The organism is Thermanaeromonas sp. DSM 22490, assembly GCF_056378755.1.
Map to the genome: position 1 here is coordinate 1 of NZ_JBJHHE010000027.1, position 18,746 is coordinate 18,746.

Consider the following 18,746-nt stretch of genomic DNA (forward strand, 5'->3'; position numbering starts at 1 on the left):
CTTAAGCTAGCGACTACTGCTACCTTCGTCGCTCGGGACTTTCACCCTATAGCTAACGCCCATGCCGGGCGCACAAAGAATAGCCGGTGGCGCTATTACCACCGGCTAGGCCCGGAGGAAAAACTCAAGAAGCTTGCTGTTTGTGTTCCCTGGCCACCTCTTCCAGGGCTTTTACAACTTCCGGCAGGAGCTCTCGCTTGAAGGCCACGCCTTTCCGCGAGGGTTTCCACTCCTGCTGGGCAGCGTTGTAGTAGTACACCCGGATATCGATATACTCGATACCTTTGTACGTGCCCGACTGGATCCTGAGCTGCTCGTTGCCGCTCTTGTTGATGGTTATCAAGGCTGAACCCCCTTTACTGTATTTCTAAAATAAAAATAGCCGGTGGCTGATAGCACCACCGGCGATAATTAAGCAAAGCCAGAATTACCTTTAGACGATAACTATCCCTTTTTCAATTATTTCATCGTGTAAGAACTCGCCATTGCGAGCATTAAGATATTGCTCCACCGAATATGGCCTCGGGGAGATATCGAAATCTACCTCCTCAGCTATCTTCTTCAGCAGCACTGCCTCCTCAATCCGGTCTTTGCCCAGGTCTGGGCTTATAATGGCTACATCAATATCGCTATCCTCATGAGCCTGGCCTCTAACATGGGAACCAAAAAGAATGGCCCGGTAAACCCGGATATTATTCTTCCTTAATAAATCTATATACTCACGTATAGTCATTTCAACTTGTCTGCCAGCCATTGAACCACCCTTTCAGTTTCTTCAACAATTTGCCTAGTATACTTTTCTGTGCATTTTGCAGCTAGTTTTGCCTTGTCTTCAGGGTAGCGGCACTCAATGTAATACACCGTCAACCTCCGGAGAAAGTCACGCTCCGTTTCGTCAAGTTCTTCAAGAAGACCAGTAAGCTTGGCTAATACTACAAGGTCGTGCTTGCGCGGCGGAACTCTCCCAAATTTCTTGACATACATGGCCTTAAAAGCCTTTTCCAAGGCTTGTTGACACAGGAACACAGTCCATAAATAGCGTTTGCCCTCAAGCATATATTTGGCCGTGTCCAGATCTTCGTATGCGATTTCCAACCAGGCTTCGGGGGTAGAAAGGGACATACAGCATTTTCCACCTCTTCTCTATTCATAGTACCATACGGTATTGTGAAAAACAATCTATGTAACTTTTAATCTCTTCCCAAGAAGTAAACCTCTGGATTCGGAGGCCTTTTATTTCTACATTATAGGGCCACGCCGGCATATAAACCTGGGTAACTACTTCCTGCAATCCAACTGCCTCACAAGGATCGTCTTCAAAAAACACCTCAATCCTGCAAGCCTCGGCCACCACCTTCTTAAACCCCCTGGACGCGAAAACAATGCCTCCGCGAGGAAAGCCCCAAGCTTTGAGCCACTCCCGGGTGAAGCTTATGGCTAACACTGGCCTGCTTGTTATGTAAAGGATCTCATGCCCCGCCCTCGAAAGAGATCTTAACACTTCTGCCGCCCCCGGAAGAGGCTCTGCCTGGGCTAAGAGCTCTAACCCTTCCTCGGTGCTGAAAAAGCCTACCGGTAAATCAGGAGAAGGATAGACCTCCAGGGAGACATTATATCTTCTTCCCAGCTCCTCATTCAGGTTAGCCACCGTATTGTCTATATCCACCCCTACACGCATCCTGTAACCCTTTTGGGTATTCCCCTCAAGCATCGCAACTGCCTCCTTCTTTTTTTGGCCTTCGGCCTATGGCCTTCCGGCCTTGAGGGTAAAACACAGCCGCCCGGCCGGGCGGCAAGGGCGGCCCGCAGGGCCGGGCCGAGGAATAGCGGACCGAGCGAAGCGAGGGAGCATATGCCGCAGGCCCTTGCCCTTGCCAGCTCCGGCACGGGCGGTGGTAAAATAGAAAGGCAGCCGGAAGGCCAGGAGGCTTAAAGTGATTAAAAGCAGCAGGAGGGCGAAGGCCTTCCTGCTGCTTACCGCTGCATTCAAAGGCCGCCGCGACGCCTGCCTGTAAAGGCCAAAGCGTGGCGGCGGCTGGCTTGTTCACCGTTCTTTCCGTGCCGGAGGCCCCGCCCCTTTAGGGCTGGGGAGGAAGGCACGGTTGACGCCTCCTTTTATGTGATGTAAGATGTAGCCATGAAGCTCGTCAAAACTGTAAAATGCAAGCTCCAAGTCGATAGCGAACAGGCAGCTATCCTCCTGGAAACCCTGCAGAGGTTCGCCAATGCCTGCAACGACATCCTCCGCGTCTCTCAAGAAAACCGCACTACCAATAAGGTTAAACTTCAGCACCTTTGCTACCAGGAAATCAAGAAGAAGTATGCTCTACAGGCAAATCTTGTGATCCGTGCCATTGCGAGAGTAGCCGAAGCCGCCAAGAAAAAGCGGAAACTGTCCAAGCCCAGGAAGTTTAAACCCACGAGCATGAGCCTCGACCAGCGCACCTTCTCCTTCAATGAAAAAGGTTGGGAAGTTTCCGTTTCCACGGTAGGCGGCAGGCTCAAGCTTCCCCTTGCTATTGGCAGCTTCCAGCGTGGGCTCCTGGCAGGGCAGAAACCCACTTCGGCCACCCTCTGTTACAACAAGCGAACGAAAGAGTTCTACATCAACATCGTCGTCAACCGGGAAGTACCCTTCCCGCCAAGGAACGGCAACGTTATTGGCGTTGACCGCGGCATCTATAACCTTGCCACCACCTCCACTGGCCTGAAGTTTTCTGGGCGGCAGGCCATGCATGTCCGGAAGCGATATGCCAGGCTGCGGCAGGTGCTCCAGACCAAGGGCACGAAGGGGGCCAAGCGCCTCTTGAAACGGCTGTCGGGGAAGGAGCGCCGCTGGATGGCCGACCTCAACCACAGGATCGCCAGAGCTATCGTTGACTCCTGTAACCCTGGCGATGTGATCGTAATGGAAGACCTGCGGTATATCCGGGAGCGAATCCGTGTTGCCAGAGAGCAGCGCCTTCTCCAGCATTCGTGGACCTTTGGGCAACTCGGCAAATTCATCGAGTATAAGGCCGCCGCTAGCTCTATGTTGATCCCCGCCATACCAGCCAGCGCTGCCCGAAGTGCGGCACTACCAACCGGAGCAACAGGCACGGGCACCTTTTCCGCTGTACCTCCTGTGGCTTTGCCGGCCATGCAGATATAGTCGCCGCAGCGAATATCCGCCAGGTCTATCTTGAGGCGCCGGCGGATGGGCCTCCGTCAGTAGGCCCCGAAGCGGCTTCGAGCTGCAAGCCCCTAGCTTTAGCTATGGGGCAACTGACCAAGCACCTTTTCAGCGCACCACAGTCCGGTACGATGCCCAGCAAGGCTGCGGTTTCCCAAGAAGATAGCCCTGCCCGTACTTTATCCCCAAACCCCGCAGCACTTCTAGTTCCTCCACCCGTTCAATCCCTTCAGCCACGGTTCCCGCGCCCACATAGCGGCATATCTCGAGAATCTGCTCGAGAAAAAGTCTTTTGCTCTCCTGTATATCACAGTAGCCGACCAAGGAGCGATTAATCTTGATTAAATCAGGCTGGAAGTACAGGGAGGCCCGGATCTGCGTAACCTCGCCCCCCACATCATCGATAGCCAATAAAGCCCCCTTCTCGCGCCATTTATCCAGTATGGGCAGCAACTGTCTAGGATCGTAGGTACCATACTCCGTTAACTCCAGGACCAGGCGCGGGCCCGCAAAAGATATATCCAGCCCTGCCAGCCCCTCACCCGTGACATTGGCGCAAAGCCTGCCATATGGCGGCAACCCCTTGGTGAGAACTGACTTAAAGCAGGTTACGTCTAGCTCCTTCAATAAACCTACTGCATATGCAGCATGGAAAAGCCGCCCTGGGTTGCCCAGCGTTCCTTCACCTCTAACCAGGGCCTCATACCCCCACAGCCGCCCGGACAGGAGATCTACTATGGGCTGGTAATAGACCTGTATCCTCGCAGGGTTTCTTATAATGGCCTCTATATCCTTCCTCTTCAAGCGCATCAAAACCCCTTTCCCAGCGCTTCCTGGCCCACGGGCTGTAGGCCTTTCGCCTCGCCTCGTAGTATTCCAGCAGGGCTTCGATCTGGGCCTGGCTGACATGATAAACAATAACCGGGGGCTGTCCCCGGTAATAGATTATCCTTATCTCGCCTTCCGGAATTAACGGCGGGAGCTCGCACTTGACACGTATCGGTACAAAAGGGTTTTTCTCACCCACCTCCACACCACCACCTTTCATAGCTTTGCGGGTGCGCAACATCCTCTAAATGCTCAAAAATTTATCCAGGGTTTCAAAAAGCCTATTATCAGTTTCCTCTTTCTCCTTAATGCTTCCTGCTGCGCCGGAAGCGATGAGCTGCTTGATCTCTTCTAAGTTCGCCCGCACTTCTTCCCATGCGTCATGGTACCTCCGGTAAAAATCAAGGGCCTTCTGTACCTCCAGGGACCTCATTTTAGGGTCTATCTCCCAGATCCAGTGCTCGCGCGGCAAGCGCACCTGTAATTGCGGATTCCCCTTCCGTTTCTGGCTGGCCACCCAGTATCACTCCATTTTAGAGGGGTGTGTTCACCCTAAAGCCTTTGTTTCTCAAGACATAAAGGCCGCAAAAACAAACCAGGTGAACACACCCGCCAGTTCCTCAAGAAGGGTGTGTTCACCCGGCCTTTAAAAATATTGCTCCACCCTTGAGGCTCAAAGCGTCCCGGGTGTGTTCACCCGCACTTCTACATAGACCCGGCGGTTTTACTCCCGGCGCCCAGCTGCTTCAAAGCCATGCGGTAAAAGCCCAGGGCATTAGCATATTGCGGTTCGGGTACCAGGACAATATCCCTGCGCAGGGACTGCCTGAGCACAGGTAAAAATTCCAGGCCGCCACCACCGGCCAGATAGATTACATCAACATAGCTAAGTTTCTGGGCCCAGGCAGCAGTTATGCCCTCAACTATTGCCTGCGCCACCACAACGCGGCTCTCCTCCTGGAGCGGTTCCAGGTCTATTTTCTGTCCCTCAAAGGTCAGGCGGGACTTACCCCAGAGCTCCTGGGTCTCCACCAGGCTCAAAGGCCTCCCGGTTAACCGCAGGAACCGGTCCCCAAAGGCCTTCATGGCCGAGCCTACCCCTATCTCCATAGAGCCGAAATAGTTTGGCAGGGGCTCTACCCTATCCTTCCTTACATCTACCAGCAGGTAGTCCGTGGTATAAAAGCCTATGTCGAGCAGCCCCACCAGCCCTTCCTGCGGTAGCCTGTCCACACTGAACAGCGCGCCGACCCCCTGCGGGAATACCGTAACATGGCTGAAGTTAATATACTTTTCTGGCCCATTGTCAACGCTCACATAAGCAGCCGTTCCCTGGAGGGACCGCCGAGCTTCATCCCGCTGGTGGCGGAAGTAGGCAATCGGCAGGCCATAGGCCAGGGTCACCTGGCCCTCGGCACCTGCCAGGTAGGCCGCAGTCAGCATGAGAAGGACAGAAATGTCCCTTGAAAGCTTGTCCCGCGCCAGGGTCAGCTGGGCGGCAAGCCCGCACCTCACCGCCAGCTCGCCAACAAAATACTGGCGTTTAACCATAGAACCCTGGGGCCTTACCGTAACACAGTGTCCCCAGGAAACCCGGCCCAACCCCAGATCAGTTTCGCTGGCCGGCGAGACCACCGAGGGGAAAACGGCCTTCTTTTCCCCGGCTACGGCTTTGGTATAGCCGTAACCCTGGTCAATGGCAACGAGCATATTTTTCTCCCTCCCGAATTAATAAACCCGAAGTCTATCGATTATGCTGGCGTACATAGGGAAGACAAAGAGGATAAAGATATAACTGCCGATTTAAACCACGCTCCTTTTCGAAGTTAGATTGAACTACGCTCTCATACAAAAAGAGCCGGGGCAATAATCTACCCCGGCCCCGTACCTGTATCCCCTTAAAATAACCAGTTAAAATAACCAGTAAAAAACCTATTCTACAGTCTATCTTGAGGCGCCGGCGGATGGGCCTCCGTCAGTAGGCCCCGAAGCGGCTTCGAGCTGCAAGCCCCTAGCTTTAGCTATGGGGCAACTGACACTCCTTTGGAAGTAATTGGGAGCTTACTGAAATAAAAAACTAGAACCTTCTTTAAGGTGTCTTTCTTCCCTGCAAGACCACAAACCAATCGTTGTAAACGGTTCCTTCCGTCACCACCACACCATCAGCATAGGGCGGAGCGTCCAGAGCCGCACTCCCCGCTGGGCCCGTACCGGAAAGCTGCATTCTGACCACCGTGCCCTCCGGCGTGACCTCAAGGCTCGGGTCGGTCCAGAACTCCACCTGCCAGGTCTTATTAGGACCGTTGACCGTTACAGCCACCGGCCCGGACCCTATGGTGGCCTGTTGCCCCGCCCCGTAAGGAAAGACCGCTCTAACCGCATCCAGCGGCCCTACGCTGTCCACCAGCAGGGTCACCTTAGCTCCTGCCTCTACCTTCGGAAGCTGGGCCGCAGTCATCCCCGGAGTTATCAGGATATGCGTTGAGGGATTGGCTGGATCTGGAGCTGCCTGCCCCGGAGGCGGGCTGGCTATCGCCGCCACCCTGGGCCGCTCAAAGGCGATGACGCAAAAGTCGGCCCAAGCGGACCAGTCGGATTCCACCCCGGCCTGGTCGCATACCTTCACTCTTACCTTAAAGCGGTAGTCGCCAGAAGCCCAGAGAGGCCCGGGAACGTCCGGAACACCACTGGTGGGAACAGTATACTGGGTACTGCTCCCCATAACTTTGCCGGTGTCCAGCACCGGCTGAAGGTCAGAAGCCCGGACAATCTGGAGCTGGTAGGCGCTCTGACTGTCGCCAGGGTCAGGGTCAGAAAAAGTCCACTTTAGAGTGGGTGTCGTGGTGGTGTAGCACGTCCCCTGGGTATCGATCACCGGCGGGTTAGGTCTGGCGTCCGTATCCCAAATTACCGCCACCCCGTTCAGCCCCACTATCTTGGGGGTAACGCTTGGATCCGAAGTGGCGAGCTCAGCCTTCCACTTGACGGCTCTACCGGAAGGAACCTTGACCCACAACCTCGCGTCGCTTGAAGCAGGGCTCACCGCCTGGCTGTCTCCTATAGCCGTCCAAGTGGCACCGTTATCAGAGGTAACTTCAGCTAGCGGACCGGAAGGCGTACCCCTTACCCGCCAGACCTTCACCCAATTACTGCCGTCGGCGGTCAGCGAGAAAGTTATTGACGTTTTATCGGGCACGTTCACATGAGCCCGTACCCGGACGTAATCCACGTTGTTGCCCGGGTCCTTTGCTTGAGAAACTACTACAGCCGTAGGGGCGTAACTTCCAAGGTTGGATAGCCCGGCCACGGTGACGGACATGTTGGCATTATACACTAATTGGCTGCCGTCCCAGGAGTAATACTTCACCTGGTCACCGTCGATGATTATCCTATCGAAGGTCCCTGGCCTTACTGCTACACAAACCGGATTGTTAAGGCCCGAAGTGACTGAAAGGGCAGCGTTGTACCGGAAAGCAGAGCCGTCGAAAGACAAATGCTTAACCTGCTTGCCGTCCACCACCACCAGGTCTTTCTCACCTGCCGCGGCTATGGCTACGGGAGAAGAGAGCCCGGTTATAGCTAAAGCAGAATTTTCCACCAGCCCGGAGCCGGTGAAGTTGTAGTACCTCACCCGGTTGCCGTCCAGAACGGCTACATCATAGCTCCCGGCCATCAGGGCAAAGTCAATAGGGTTTGTCAGCCCGGAAGGCTCCAGGTAGGGCACCTCCACCATGCCCGTGCCGTTGAACATGTAGTCCTTGATGGAACTCCCCGAAAGCCCCGCGACTTCGCCCTGCCTCACCCCTACAGCCACCGCCCCGGCCAGGCCCGCTACCGAAAGGGCCGGGTTCTCCACCATGCCCGTACCCGTAAAAGAGTAGTGGTAGAGCTTATCGGGCAGGACCACCACTACATCGGGATACTGCCACCCTGCGGCCACGGCCAGGGGATTTTGCGGTAAATTTACGCTCACTATCTCGTTGGGCACCATCTTGGTACCGTCAAAAGAAAAGTGTATTATCTTCCCCGGAGCCATAACTACGTAGTCCGGCTCACCATCAGGCCAGAAGGAAGCAGCGTGGGCTGCATATTTTGGCAGCCGGATCTCGTGCAAGGTGGTATCTACGACCGCAGTAGTAGCTACGCTATCAATAGTAGTGGGAGTGTCCGCATCAGTTATCCCATATTGCCAGGTGGCTGCAAGCGCCGGTCCTGCCCGCAAGAAGAAGTAAAGCCCCGCTAGGGCCAGAACGAGAAAAATTTTCCGTTCCGTCAACAACACCCCCTCCAACCAAAAGAAAAACCCCGGCATTGGCCGGGGCAAAAGCTGAGCAGATCAGACGCGAAAAGCCGTCATCGTAGCCTGGGAGCTATTGCCGGCCGCATCTTTAACCTCTACGGTAATCGTGTGTGCTCCTACCGAAAGAAGAGTTACAGGAATAGCGCTCTGGGGAATATTGTACCACCCAGTCCACGTGCCACCATCAACCTGCGCCCGGGCTTGGAGCTGGCCGGCCCTGTTATCGGTGGCCTGCACAACTACGTAAAAGATCCCGGTAGTAGTGCAGGTAGCTCCGTTCTGGCCCTGGACTTTCTGAATTGTGGGAGGAGTAATGTCTACACCACCTTGAGCAGCCTGGTAAGCCCAGTAAGCGGCAGATTGGCCATTGTAGGCAGTGTTTGCTGCGGCCTGATCAGCTGAGCTTTTTGCTACATTTGCGGCATTATAGGCGTTCAGGGCATAAGTTGCGGCACTATTTGCGGCATCTTTCGCGTCTTGAGCGGCGTTGTAGGCAGCCTGAGCCGTATTTTGATCGGCACCCAGTAAATGTACACGGCTGGTTATAGTGCCTATAGAACAAGAGTGACTATTTCCTTGACCTTGCCATGAACTTACATAGGTAACATAGCGTAATTGCGGAATAGGATAGGGGAGAACGATATTATAGTCGAGAGTCCTCCAATATTGGGAGTATCCGTCCCATGTATTTATTTGCTGAATGTTAACCCACGCATTCCCGTTAAAAGCTTGAATATAAAACTGGCCTGTAACAGACTTTAAAGAAAGAGTCCCTGCATAATAATACTCTGGAGAAAGTCCAGGACTATATGCAAAAACCTTATAATATGTACGCCAGGGATAACCACCATCATGCCAATCATAATAGCCAGTAGAAGTGGCCACATGCCCCTGAAGACTGCTTTGATTCACATCATATTGGTATACAGGAATACCCGCGGCATAGGTAGCAATTGGCAGAAAGCCAGGCAAAAACGCGATAGCAAATAGGACTGCAAGCTTAATAAAAAAATTCCTTACTCGCAAATGGAACCACATAGACATGTATAAACCTCCTTATATGATAGTAATTGCCGAGGTCCTTAAGCCTCTGATCTTTGAAAAGAAGGTTTTTGGGGCTCCCAGTAGAAACCATCTGTGAGAATAGCCTTAACTCCGTCCTCTTCGGTATGGAGGCTACAAGTTTCTATGCCTGGCATCTGGCCCTCTACTTGAGCGGTGCCCCGGAGCTTAAACCCTTTAACCCCCAGGTCTTCTTGTTTAATCCCAAAACTATTAAGGCTTTTAAAAGTTCCTTTAAGGACCTACCCAAATTAGAGATACACCCCACTCTCTTTAATTGATTGCTATTCCACCTGCCTACCTTATTCCTTCAACTGGAACCCTATCTCAACTGTGCAGTATCTTTGGAATGCGCAACTAAATACTAATCTCCCATCGCCATTTTTCTTGCAGCGGGTGTAAATCCACCCTTGGCCGGCCGCAATTCGGCCTACTCCAGCTCCCACCACCAGCTATTCCGATGAACTTCCATCCTGCCCCTCTAAGGCTTGCTCCACCTTCTTCGGGCAAAGTATAAGTTATAAGCCGTCTATATCCCAATGCCCGAGCTGCTCTCCATGCTGCTGCATAAAGTTTGCTACAAGCATTTTTGGTACCATTAGTACACAGTCGAGTAATTTCTAAAGTCCATCCGTCGTCCAAGTGCCGCGCCACTGGCCTCCCCACTATTACCACGCCCACTATTTCATTTCGCTCAGTGTCAGCGAGACCCATTGCAAACTTATATCCTTGCACAGGCCCGTGGTGCCGATGATAACGCCGGACAAATTCATTAGCTTCTTTGAAAGTAATAGGGACGATTTTTAATCCCATAGACCCTCACCCCGTTCTTTCCGTGCCGGAGGCCCCGCCCCTTTAGGGCTGGGGAGGAAGGCACGGTTGACCCATACTAGTTGCGCCTGCAAATCATCCACTTTGCCAATTAATTTTGCTTTCCCCAACACCTCCCGGCTGGTCTCCATGCTCTTTCTAACCGGGCCGGCCAGATACTTGACCGCATCATCCCACTTCCCCGTCGCCAGGGTATCCAGGTAGCCGACAAAAACCTCCCTGGCCGCCGCTAGGCCCCGGCCCTGCCCCAAAGTAAACTCCACCTGTTAAAGCCTGACTCGTAAATCATGCCTTGCTACTTGCAGAATCCTCCACCCCTGCGCCGTCCAGTAGGAAGTTGCTACCACACTCATCTCCTTCTCCCCCACCCGATAGTCACACCGGGCAATGAGCAGCTTCCCGTCCCGCGCTAGGGGTGTCAAAGTAAGACTGCTTACACCATCCAAAATTCCCCCCCTTCCTAAAACATCGTTGGCCGCCAGGTGTTCCCTCAACGCCGGTCCCGCTAGCCACCGGACCGCTTCCTTATAGCGCCCTGCGGCCAGGTCGTCCAGGTAGCCCCTGAATACTGCCTCAGCTTCTCGCAACTCCTTTTCGCTTGAACCGTCGCCCATTAAAGGCAACCTCCGTACCCACTGCGGTAGCCCGCCCACATTCCCCCTCACCACAGGAAGGACTTCCCTAAAGCCGTAAACCTTCCAGGCCCCGCCGTCCTTCACCAGCTCCAGCTCGTACCAGCCCACGTCCGGGCTGCCGTCGTTCAAGGCCAGCTCCACAGTGGCAAGCACTTTCGCCCAGCTGCCCGAATAAGCTTCCACCCTTATCTTCATATCGGTAACCTGAGCCGCGAGGTCCTTCCCTTCCAGCCTGGAGGCGGCGTCCGCAGCCCGCGCCGCGGAAACCTCCCTGGCTGCGGCAACGTCGCCAGTAGCCAGGGCCTGCAGGTAGTCCTCCGCCGCCCTCACTATGCCGGGGTCCTGGCGGTAAAACCCTACGTACAGCAATATACCCACTACTGCCACCAGGACCGACCAGCCGTAGCAGACAACAGGGAAAAAACCGCTATAGCGACCGCCCATACCCCCTACCTCCTTACCACAATCCTTGCCGCCGCCCAGCGGGTAGCCCCAGCGTCTGGGCCCATCACCCCTTTGGCCCTGCCCGTGACTGCGGCGACTACGCCTGGCGTCTCCAGCACGGTAACCCTGGCACCACCCAGACCGGGAACAATATCGTCCTTGCTCACGCCAAACCTCTGGGGAAACCCCGCGCCCGGCACCTCCTCCACCAAAAGGCCGGCGCTGCCGAAGACATACTTCCTCCCCGCCGGGGCCCAACGGTCATCGCCGTTATAGACTACCAGAACATACCTCGGGGCCTCAGCCATTCCGGACCCGGCCAGAGGAGCCAGGGTAACAGGGTCCAGGCCCAGGTTGCGGGCCAGGACCGAAACGAAGGCGGCGTTCGCCCTGTCCGGGTCTATCCTAGGCTCCCCCTCGGCCTGGCTCCTCTCCACTACGCAGTAGGCCGCCGCCCGGGCCGCCTCGGCCACCGCCTGGCCCAAGTCCACGTCGGCTTGCGCCACAAACCGAGTATACTGAGCCGTACCGGCTATGATGAACATCAGCAAGGGAAGGAGTATCACCAAGAAGAGGCTTATAAATCCTCTCTCGTCACGGGCTAACCCTTTCACTTAAGGTCTTCCCCCCTACCTTTAGCTGCACGTTCTGCGGCGGCGACCCGTTTATGAGCAGGCCCATTATGAACGGCTTCTGGTCGAACGAAGCCGTCACTCGCAAAGTTATCTCCGAAGCCGACGGGTCCAGGTTGTTCCGCAGTATCCTGGCATCCCCCCTGGACTCACGCGGGCCTTCAATGGAGGTAACGGTCAACCCCACGCTTTTGAAAGCGTTGACCATAGCTGCCTCATCGGCGGCGGTAAGGTAGCCTTCCAGCCGCGCCCGGTCCAGGTAGTAATGCAAGATATCCTGCGCTTTGAGGTGTTTAGTTTGAACCAGGTACATATCTATGCTCCCGAAGACGAGGAAGCAGAGCAGACTGAAGACAATAAGGAGCTCCAGGATAAGAAAGCCGCGCTCATCCCTTAGAACCCCGAACCCATGATGTCGACGGTCTTTTGGACAGCGCCCTGGTATAAGGCCCGTACCTCCGGCATGAGAACGGCCAGGACGGACGAAGCTATAGCCGCTACTGCCGCGGCTATAATGAGCACTTCGGCCAAACTGTAGCCTTTTTCTCCCCGAAAGGATTTCCATAATCTGGTGGACCACATAAAAGCACCTCCCATAAAAAAGAAAGGGCGGGGGAACCGTTCCCCCGCCACAGCCAAGATTCCCCCTTACGGAGTCGAAGTAGTCCAGCTGTTTATTATGTCGTTTACCTTGGTCCCTACGCTGGTAGCAGCATTATTGAGGCCCGTCTTCATGGTGCCTAGGACAAAGGTAGCCATGAGCCCCAGTACCGCCACGATCACCAAAAGCTCGGCCATCTCGTAGCCCCCTTCATCCTTCCAGATCTTCTTCAGTAAAGCTACCATACCAGTTTCCCTCCTTAGCGTCTCAAGTTATCAGCCCACAGCCATGCAGCCCATAGAGCTGCAACAACTGCAGCGCAAAACAAAGATAGTGCCAGCATTCCGCTTTTCCATAAATGAACAGCCGACATTAGAAACACACCCAGTAGGGTTAGCCAAAGGCAATCCGTGCTAAAGATCTTTTCCCCCTCTCCGGCACTAGAAGAAAAATATGGCCTCCCTTAAGACCCCCACCACACGGTACAGCAAGGGTCCCACAATCAGCCCCACAGCAGCTGCTAAGGGTAAAGCACGGTACAGGGTGAAGTACAGCGGCCTCTTCGCAATATTGACCTCCATAGCCAGCTGACGCAGGCGCTCAAGGTTGTACGCTTCCCTCTGCATCACCCCCTCCAAATTCTTAAGACCCACCCGGTCCACCTGTCCCAGCAGTGAAACTAGAATTTCAGCTTCCGGAACGCCAAGGCTCTGCCTCAGCACTTCCAGGGCACGCCTTGACCCGGCAGGCCAGCACGCCAGGCAGTTGCTCACGGCCCTGCGCATGCGGGGCGTAAGCAAAGCAGCCGCCCGCATAGCCTGGGGTAAGTTATACCCCGCGCGGAGGTACAGCTCGACCGCCTCGAAGAAAACCGTAAGCTCCCTTATAACTGAAGCCCTCTCACTCCCCTCCCCAAGCCTGGACAACATTCTGGAGATAATGAGCCCCAACACCGCTCCAACAGAACACAGAACCGCCAGCACCTGAGGCCTGGCACCCCACCCGAGCAGAAACATACCGGCCATACCGACCAGAACGGCAACAGTTTCCCTCGTGCTTTTCGGATCGCGCGGCCTCTTAGGTTGGGCTTCCTTCCTCTGCCTAACAGCTACTTTGCGGTCAGAGGAAGAAAATAACTTAACGGTCATGAGCACCCAGGCTCCTGCTGCAAGCCCCAGACTAGCCGCGGCCAAGACGGCCAGCCCGCCCTTCATACTTCTACCCTCCCCATGAGCCGGTCCATAACAACCCAGACTATTACCGAAAGAAAGCAGAGGGCCACCACTATCCTCCCGGCCACGGTGGCCACCAGGAACTCATACGTCTCAGGCACGATAGCCCGCATAACGAAGTAGGTGGGCACCATGGCCGCAAGCATAATCCAGGAAAGCAGGCGGTCGGCGTAGAGCTCGCTGCGGTTTTTCCTTATAAGCTCAAGCTGGACGGCCAGCCTGGTCACCAGCTCTCCGAACAGGGGTGCCACTGAAGAGTCCCTCCGGGCAGCCATGAGGAGCTGGACGAACATCCTGCCCGCCGCAAAGTCCAGGCGCACCATAAGGTCAGAGAGAACCTGGTCGAGAGACACTCCTTTGGATATGTCCCGGTAAGCGCGCCTGAAGACGGCGCCCAGTGGGTCCGGCACCCGGGAAGCCACCTCTCCCAAAGCCCTCGCTATCTGTGGCGTCTGCGTAAACTCAGCAGCAAAGATTCTTACGGCCATTGTCATCTGCTCAAGCATCTTAAGCCTTTTGGCCTCCAGGCGCTGGAGTATGAACTGGTCGGGTAGGAGAACGGCTACGGTTGCCATGAGAAGAGCGGCGACGAAGTTTTTGAACACGAAGAGGCCCACATAAAGCGAAATCGCTACCGCCGCGATAACAACACTGGTGTACAACCGGCCACGGAGCCTCACCCCGGCAGCCTCAAGCTTCTGCTCTGTGGCCTCAGCCCAGGCGTTCAGGGACTCCCGCGGTATAAGGGAAGACAGCTGGCGGGCAGCCTTCCGGTAGCTTATCATCCGGAGCAAAAGCAACGTCCCCGCCCCGGCAGCCAGGCCAATGCCCAGAGCAACGCCCAACACAGAAGGGTGGGTCATAGCTCGAACCCCACCCTTCTCCAGTCGTCGTCGGTGACGCCGTAGCGGAAGCACTTAAACCTCAGCTCCGGACCCGGAGGGTTGATTATCCTCCAGGTGCCCTTCCCGAGATAGTCCCTGCCTTCCGGTTCCCAGCGCACCAGGTCGGTATAGGCTACTTCTTCTCCACGGACACCAATTTCGGTTATACTGATGAGCTTTTTAACTCCTCTGTCGCTGTCGTTTAAGAGCTGCACCACCACGTCAAAAGCCGAAGCCACCCGCAACTTCGCCATTTCAAAGGAAATATTAAGCCCTTCCTCCTGGAGCATCATGGCCGTACCTTCCACGGCTTCCCGCGGAGAATTGAAGTGGGCGGTACCCATTGATCCGGGATGGCCGCGCGTACAGGCACGGATAGCCTCCACGGCCTCACCTTTACCGCGGAATTCTTCGACCAGAATCACGTCCGGAGATTCGCGCAGGGTAGTCTCAAAGATCTCCGACATTCCAGCCCCCACTTCCGGATGGGCTTCAAACTCGACAATATTGCGCTCCGGATACTCCCGTCTGAGCCGGAGCTCCAGGTCTTTGCCTATAACCACAATCCGCAGGGCAGGCGAAAGCTCGCCCACCAGCTTTCGCATAAGCGAAGTCTTGCCGCTGCGGACGTTCCCGGAAAAAAGGATATTGGCCCGGCCGCGGGCCAGGAGGCGCAAAACCTCCCACACCTGGCGGTTGAGAGTCCCTAGCTTCTCCAGGTTTTCCACGCTCATATCCACGGTATGGTGTTTTCTCAACACGAAAGTCCAGGTATCGGTCACCGGGTAGCAGGTGGCCGTCAGCCTGGAGCCGTCCTTCCGCACGCTCTCCACCATAGGGTTGGACCTGTCCAGGGAGGCCCCCATATCGTGCATTATCATGCGCTTTATTACAGCCTCCACCCGCTCCGGCGTGCCGAAGCTCACGTTCACCCTCTCATGCCTGCCCAGATGGTCCACAAAAACCTCGTCCGGACCGTTCACCTGGATCTCGTTCACTTCCGGATTCCGGTACAGGTCCTCCACCACGTCCAACCCCCAGACCCTGGCGTAAATCAGCCTGGCCGCCTCTTCCAGGGAAAAACCTGCGACCTCCTTCTTTCCCGCTTCCAGTACCTGCCGTATGAGGGCCTGGGCCTCCAGGTGCATCCCCGCCTCTCCGGCCATGGCCCGGCCCAATATGTCCTGCCTTCGGGCCACCTCAGCCTCCTGCCCTTTCATAAGGGCCCGCTGCACGTACTCTATAGCCTGCTCTAAGGTAAGGACCTCTTCTTTTGGAGTTACTTCCTCCTCACCTGTTTGCGCCGGTGGGTTCAGCAGGAGCCTGAGGCGCGCTATGGCCCTGTCCGCCAGCGTTAGCGCCAACTTGCTCACCCCCTGCTTTAAACTTTCTCACCAGCGCTATGCAGGTGTTGTTGGGGGCTGCCCCCGGAATTACGGCTTTGACCTCTTCTGCCCTCACGGCCAGAACTACGATAGCAGGAACCTTCGCCGCAGCTCCCTGCACGGCTGCGGCCACAAGGCCCTGGCCGGTATCAACGGGCTGACCGTTCTTATCAAGGACGCTCACCACCCTGGCGTCCCTCGCAACAAGGGTAGCTCCTGTCCCGGGCGTCCAGGCGGTCTTTTCCGCGGGCTGTATCCAGTAAACGTCTACCAAGTCCCCCGGCCTGGCCCCGCCCAGCCTGGAAGAATCAACGTTAACCGAAACAAGCTGCACGTCCAAGTTATCGGGTTCCTTGAGATCGCTGGCCCGCAGGGGATAATCTTTGGGCACCGCTTTCGTCACGACTTTGCCCACTGCTTCAGCCGGACTTCTCACCGCTCCAGGCAGTTCAGACGGAAAAGTGCCCCAGCCGAGATCCTGAGCCAGCACCTGGGTATACGGTTGTAGGTCGCGGGCCGCCACCGGAAGCCTAACTCCTTCCTGAGAGGAGGCCTCCTTCTTCATAGCGTTAAAGCTAAACCCTGCTACGCCAAGACCAACCGTCACGGCCAGAAGATAGGGCCACGTCCTTTTTAGAAACGGAAAGCGCAAAGGCAAATCCCGTTCACCTCCTTAACCTAGGCGGCGTAATGCCTCATGTACCACGCCACAAAGGTCACCGCCCACACTCCTGCGGCCAAGCAGGCTGCAAAGGGCACAGCCTGCTTTGGCGTTTCCTCTTCCCCCGGTTTCTCCAATATCAAAGGGTGTTTTGCCCCTGAAAAAAGAAAACCGAGCCAGTAAAGAATATAAAGGAGCTTCTGCTTCAAAAGGCCGAGCCGCGCAAGCTTTACCACAGCCCACAGCACCCCAATCAGGCTGGCAGCCACAAATACCAGCAAACCACCGTAAGCACCCGTCCAGGCCCCTATGGCAGCCATTAATTTAACGTCGCCACCACCCATACCGCCAGTAGCAACCATAACAGCACCTACAATAAACGACACTAGCGCCCCCAAGAGCCCGCCCCACCAATCTCCTACCCAAACCCGGTATGCCAGCCCGGCCACTAGCATTGGTACCGTAAGCCGGTTCGGCACTTTCATCCACAGGAGATCTGCTGCTCCGCAGAGCGTAACCAGGAACAGGAATAGGATAGCAGGCCATTCCATTCTCCTTACGGTCCCCCCTTTCCAACCTCCCTCAATACCGCATCTTTGCCGCTAACTGTTCTCTCCTTTCCTTCTTCAACCAGCAAAAGTGCCGGAAGAGCGTCACCCGGACTCTCCCGGCTTATATAAAGCTCCATATCCGAAAGCCCGGCCTCCACCAGTTTCTCCGCAGAACGCGAGATGTCTATACCCGTATAGCAGACAGCTACCAAGTAAGGCCTCCTTTCCTCCGGAAGCCTGCCCACTTCCCGCAAAACTTCCCGGCACGCCGGACACCACCAGGCAAAGTAGAGGACGGGTCGCCGCGAAAGATCGAGTTCTACCTGTCTGCCATCAGCAGCCACCACGCTAACCGAAAGCCCCTCCGTAGCCGGGAGTTTCCCACTCACCTGCTTGCCAGAAGTAGAAGCCCTGTCCGGTACAACCGTTCCGCTGCCCGCAGAAACTGGAACCGCCTCCGATACGCTACTGGCAAGCACCGCATACCTAGAAACGCCAGGCTTGTAGGCCAGGAGCCCGGCACTTACAAGCAGGAAGACCCCGGCCAGAGAAAGCAATACAGGATACTGCTTCCCGGTCCGTGCAAAGGCCAGAAGCACGGCCGAAAGAGTCTCAATCAAGAGAAAAACCGTACAGGCCGGGCAGAGGTAGCCGGAATCCCGCCAGGCCAGGGTGAGTAAAGAGGCGTGGATCACCGCCAGGAAGGTGGCCCCGGCGAGAGCGTACCGCCTCCGTACCCCGCCAAAGCAGGCCACAGCCATGCAGGCATAAGCCGTTGTTCCCCACAAGAGGAGGGGGCTCCCCAGAAAGAAGCCGTAGCCGCAGTAGGGGACGAAGCCCGCCGCCCACAGGGCTAGCGACCCGACGGCAAGGGCAGTATAAGCAATGCCCGCCAGCAGCACTTCTGCCCCCTCCCGCTCAGGCCCATAGCCCCGCCATAACGGCCGGCGAAACGTAGGTTTCCAGCAGGGAGGCGACCACCAACAGGGGCAGTACGGGCCGGAAGAAAAATGCCAGCCTCTCCCTGACACTCCCTCCTGGCCGGTAAAACGTCATAGCAGCACCCAAGACCAGAGCGGAAAGCTCGAATACTCCGTGGGGCAGGATCCCTCCCAACAAAGCTATCAGGGGCACTCCAGCCCTGGAGAATAAAAGGAGGCTCCAGGAAAGAACCGCACCGTTAAGCACCAGGATTACGGCCGGGAAGAGAGCGACCGAAACATCGGTTACCCATGAAAGGTAAATAGCCAGCCGCGACCTGAACCGGCACCTCAGACCGGCGTAAGAAGGCCCGGCCAGAAGCACGACGAGAAGCGTAAGAGTGTTCTTTGCCAGGACTACCAGCGCGAACTTGAACGACCCGGGCTGTAGCACTGGCCCCGAGTGTATTATCCGGCTCACGACAGGACCGCCTACACGGGCCATGTGAGCGGGAAACGCCACTCCCAGGATCCCTCCCAGACATAAAAGAAACAGGGCCAGCCCGCAGGCCGTACCCCATGTTAAGCTACGCAAAGCACCAACCCCT

At 55.9% G+C, this 18,746-nt stretch carries 24 protein-coding genes and 1 pseudogene; 1 reads left to right on the forward strand and 24 read right to left on the reverse strand.

The window, feature by feature from the left end:
- Positions 1-124: 124 nt before the first annotated feature.
- The 4 genes from AC1BI1_RS13140 to AC1BI1_RS13155 form a co-directional block, all read right to left on the reverse strand.
- Positions 125-343: a transcriptional coactivator p15/PC4 family protein gene (locus AC1BI1_RS13140; RefSeq protein ID WP_476717761.1), complete on the reverse strand. Its 219-nt coding sequence runs from the start codon at positions 341-343 to the stop codon at positions 125-127.
- Between the two features lie 90 nt (positions 344-433).
- Positions 434-733 carry a nucleotidyltransferase domain-containing protein gene (locus AC1BI1_RS13145; protein WP_476717762.1) on the reverse strand — a complete coding sequence of 100 codons (300 nt, stop codon included), beginning with the start codon at positions 731-733 and terminating at the stop codon, positions 434-436.
- Positions 730-1,122 (reverse strand): HEPN domain-containing protein, encoded by a 393-nt coding sequence (locus AC1BI1_RS13150; RefSeq protein ID WP_476717763.1) that lies wholly within the window; start codon positions 1,120-1,122, stop codon positions 730-732. The genes AC1BI1_RS13145 and AC1BI1_RS13150 overlap by 4 nt, the downstream gene beginning before the upstream one ends.
- 25 nt (positions 1,123-1,147) lie before the next feature.
- Positions 1,148-1,711, reverse strand: a complete 564-nt coding sequence (locus AC1BI1_RS13155; protein ID WP_476717764.1) for a 5' nucleotidase, NT5C type — start codon at positions 1,709-1,711, stop codon at positions 1,148-1,150.
- Between the two features lie 426 nt (positions 1,712-2,137).
- Here AC1BI1_RS13155 and AC1BI1_RS13160 point away from each other — a divergent pair.
- Positions 2,138-3,010, forward strand: a pseudogene (locus tag AC1BI1_RS13160) (RNA-guided endonuclease InsQ/TnpB family protein); the annotation flags it as partial.
- Between the two features lie 270 nt (positions 3,011-3,280).
- Here the strand turns inward: AC1BI1_RS13160 and AC1BI1_RS13165 are convergent.
- From AC1BI1_RS13165 to AC1BI1_RS13260, 20 genes are all read right to left on the reverse strand, one after another.
- Positions 3,281-3,976, reverse strand: coding sequence for an EAL domain-containing protein (locus tag AC1BI1_RS13165; protein ID WP_476717765.1), 696 nt, complete (start codon positions 3,974-3,976; stop codon positions 3,281-3,283).
- The gene (locus AC1BI1_RS13170; RefSeq protein ID WP_476717766.1) at positions 3,873-4,199 is read right to left on the reverse strand and encodes a hypothetical protein; all 327 of its coding nucleotides are present in this window, start codon (positions 4,197-4,199) and stop codon (positions 3,873-3,875) included. Before AC1BI1_RS13170 ends, AC1BI1_RS13165 begins: the two co-directional genes overlap by 104 nt.
- Positions 4,200-4,244: 45 nt before the next feature.
- Positions 4,245-4,517: a hypothetical protein gene (locus AC1BI1_RS13175; protein ID WP_476717767.1), complete on the reverse strand. Its 273-nt coding sequence runs from the start codon at positions 4,515-4,517 to the stop codon at positions 4,245-4,247.
- 188 nt (positions 4,518-4,705) lie between these two features.
- The gene (locus tag AC1BI1_RS13180) at positions 4,706-5,710 is read right to left on the reverse strand and encodes a ParM/StbA family protein (protein ID WP_476717768.1); all 1,005 of its coding nucleotides are present in this window, start codon (positions 5,708-5,710) and stop codon (positions 4,706-4,708) included.
- A 379-nt stretch (positions 5,711-6,089) separates the two neighbouring features.
- Positions 6,090-8,282 carry a glycoside hydrolase family 78 protein gene (locus AC1BI1_RS13185; protein WP_476717769.1) on the reverse strand — a complete coding sequence of 731 codons (2,193 nt, stop codon included), beginning with the start codon at positions 8,280-8,282 and terminating at the stop codon, positions 6,090-6,092.
- Positions 8,283-8,336: 54 nt separating this feature from the next.
- Positions 8,337-9,344, reverse strand: a complete 1,008-nt coding sequence (locus AC1BI1_RS13190) for a hypothetical protein (RefSeq protein ID WP_476717770.1) — start codon at positions 9,342-9,344, stop codon at positions 8,337-8,339.
- A 375-nt stretch (positions 9,345-9,719) separates the two neighbouring features.
- Complete coding sequence (locus AC1BI1_RS13195) at positions 9,720-10,175, reverse strand: XF1762 family protein (RefSeq protein WP_476717771.1); 456 nt, start codon at positions 10,173-10,175, stop codon at positions 9,720-9,722.
- Positions 10,166-10,444, reverse strand: a complete 279-nt coding sequence (locus AC1BI1_RS13200) for a hypothetical protein (RefSeq protein ID WP_476717772.1) — start codon at positions 10,442-10,444, stop codon at positions 10,166-10,168. The genes AC1BI1_RS13195 and AC1BI1_RS13200 overlap by 10 nt, the downstream gene beginning before the upstream one ends.
- A gap of 15 nt (positions 10,445-10,459) precedes the next feature.
- Positions 10,460-11,272, reverse strand: a complete 813-nt coding sequence (locus AC1BI1_RS13205; RefSeq protein WP_476717773.1) for a hypothetical protein — start codon at positions 11,270-11,272, stop codon at positions 10,460-10,462.
- Positions 11,273-11,277: 5 nt separating this feature from the next.
- The gene (locus AC1BI1_RS13210; RefSeq protein WP_476717774.1) at positions 11,278-11,886 is read right to left on the reverse strand and encodes a hypothetical protein; all 609 of its coding nucleotides are present in this window, start codon (positions 11,884-11,886) and stop codon (positions 11,278-11,280) included.
- Complete coding sequence (locus AC1BI1_RS13215) at positions 11,867-12,217, reverse strand: hypothetical protein (RefSeq protein ID WP_476717775.1); 351 nt, start codon at positions 12,215-12,217, stop codon at positions 11,867-11,869. The genes AC1BI1_RS13210 and AC1BI1_RS13215 overlap by 20 nt, the downstream gene beginning before the upstream one ends.
- Positions 12,218-12,297: 80 nt before the next feature.
- On the reverse strand, positions 12,298-12,486 hold the full coding sequence (locus AC1BI1_RS13220; RefSeq protein ID WP_476717776.1) for a hypothetical protein: 189 nt from the start codon (positions 12,484-12,486) through the stop codon (positions 12,298-12,300).
- 66 nt (positions 12,487-12,552) lie between these two features.
- Positions 12,553-12,750, reverse strand: a complete 198-nt coding sequence (locus AC1BI1_RS13225; protein WP_476717777.1) for a hypothetical protein — start codon at positions 12,748-12,750, stop codon at positions 12,553-12,555.
- Between the two features lie 195 nt (positions 12,751-12,945).
- Positions 12,946-13,719 (reverse strand): hypothetical protein, encoded by a 774-nt coding sequence (locus AC1BI1_RS13230; protein ID WP_476717778.1) that lies wholly within the window; start codon positions 13,717-13,719, stop codon positions 12,946-12,948.
- The gene (locus AC1BI1_RS13235; protein ID WP_476717779.1) at positions 13,716-14,600 is read right to left on the reverse strand and encodes a type II secretion system F family protein; all 885 of its coding nucleotides are present in this window, start codon (positions 14,598-14,600) and stop codon (positions 13,716-13,718) included. Before AC1BI1_RS13235 ends, AC1BI1_RS13230 begins: the two co-directional genes overlap by 4 nt.
- Complete coding sequence (locus AC1BI1_RS13240) at positions 14,597-15,985, reverse strand: ATPase, T2SS/T4P/T4SS family (RefSeq protein WP_476717780.1); 1,389 nt, start codon at positions 15,983-15,985, stop codon at positions 14,597-14,599. The genes AC1BI1_RS13235 and AC1BI1_RS13240 overlap by 4 nt, the downstream gene beginning before the upstream one ends.
- A complete protein-coding gene (gene cpaB, locus AC1BI1_RS13245; RefSeq protein WP_476717781.1) occupies positions 15,912-16,664 on the reverse strand; it encodes a Flp pilus assembly protein CpaB in 753 nt (250 codons plus the stop codon). Before cpaB ends, AC1BI1_RS13240 begins: the two co-directional genes overlap by 74 nt.
- 20 nt (positions 16,665-16,684) lie before the next feature.
- Entirely contained in the window at positions 16,685-17,218 is a 534-nt protein-coding gene (locus AC1BI1_RS13250) for an A24 family peptidase (RefSeq protein ID WP_476717782.1), read from the reverse strand.
- 5 nt (positions 17,219-17,223) lie between these two features.
- Complete coding sequence (locus tag AC1BI1_RS13255; RefSeq protein ID WP_476717783.1) at positions 17,224-18,120, reverse strand: TlpA family protein disulfide reductase; 897 nt, start codon at positions 18,118-18,120, stop codon at positions 17,224-17,226.
- A gap of 16 nt (positions 18,121-18,136) precedes the next feature.
- Positions 18,137-18,733 (reverse strand): stage II sporulation protein M, encoded by a 597-nt coding sequence (locus AC1BI1_RS13260; RefSeq protein WP_476717784.1) that lies wholly within the window; start codon positions 18,731-18,733, stop codon positions 18,137-18,139.
- Positions 18,734-18,746 lie beyond the last annotated feature (13 nt).

Coding starts and splice junctions, on each gene's coding strand:
- AC1BI1_RS13235 (WP_476717779.1), bottom strand. CDS start 14,600: ATGACCCACCCTTCTGTGTTGGGCGTTGCTCTGGGCATTGGCCTGGCT.
- AC1BI1_RS13215 (WP_476717775.1), bottom strand. CDS start 12,217: ATGTACCTGGTTCAAACTAAACACCTCAAAGCGCAGGATATCTTGCAT.
- AC1BI1_RS13150 (WP_476717763.1), bottom strand. CDS start 1,122: ATGTCCCTTTCTACCCCCGAAGCCTGGTTGGAAATCGCATACGAAGAT.
- AC1BI1_RS13220 (WP_476717776.1), bottom strand. CDS start 12,486: ATGTGGTCCACCAGATTATGGAAATCCTTTCGGGGAGAAAAAGGCTAC.
- AC1BI1_RS13155 (WP_476717764.1), bottom strand. CDS start 1,711: ATGCTTGAGGGGAATACCCAAAAGGGTTACAGGATGCGTGTAGGGGTG.
- AC1BI1_RS13230 (WP_476717778.1), bottom strand. CDS start 13,719: ATGAAGGGCGGGCTGGCCGTCTTGGCCGCGGCTAGTCTGGGGCTTGCA.
- AC1BI1_RS13225 (WP_476717777.1), bottom strand. CDS start 12,750: ATGGTAGCTTTACTGAAGAAGATCTGGAAGGATGAAGGGGGCTACGAG.
- AC1BI1_RS13205 (WP_476717773.1), bottom strand. CDS start 11,272: ATGGGCGGTCGCTATAGCGGTTTTTTCCCTGTTGTCTGCTACGGCTGG.
- AC1BI1_RS13250 (WP_476717782.1), bottom strand. CDS start 17,218: ATGGAATGGCCTGCTATCCTATTCCTGTTCCTGGTTACGCTCTGCGGA.
- AC1BI1_RS13180 (WP_476717768.1), bottom strand. CDS start 5,710: ATGCTCGTTGCCATTGACCAGGGTTACGGCTATACCAAAGCCGTAGCC.
- AC1BI1_RS13145 (WP_476717762.1), bottom strand. CDS start 733: ATGACTATACGTGAGTATATAGATTTATTAAGGAAGAATAATATCCGG.
- AC1BI1_RS13195 (WP_476717771.1), bottom strand. CDS start 10,175: ATGGGATTAAAAATCGTCCCTATTACTTTCAAAGAAGCTAATGAATTT.
- AC1BI1_RS13190 (WP_476717770.1), bottom strand. CDS start 9,344: ATGTCTATGTGGTTCCATTTGCGAGTAAGGAATTTTTTTATTAAGCTT.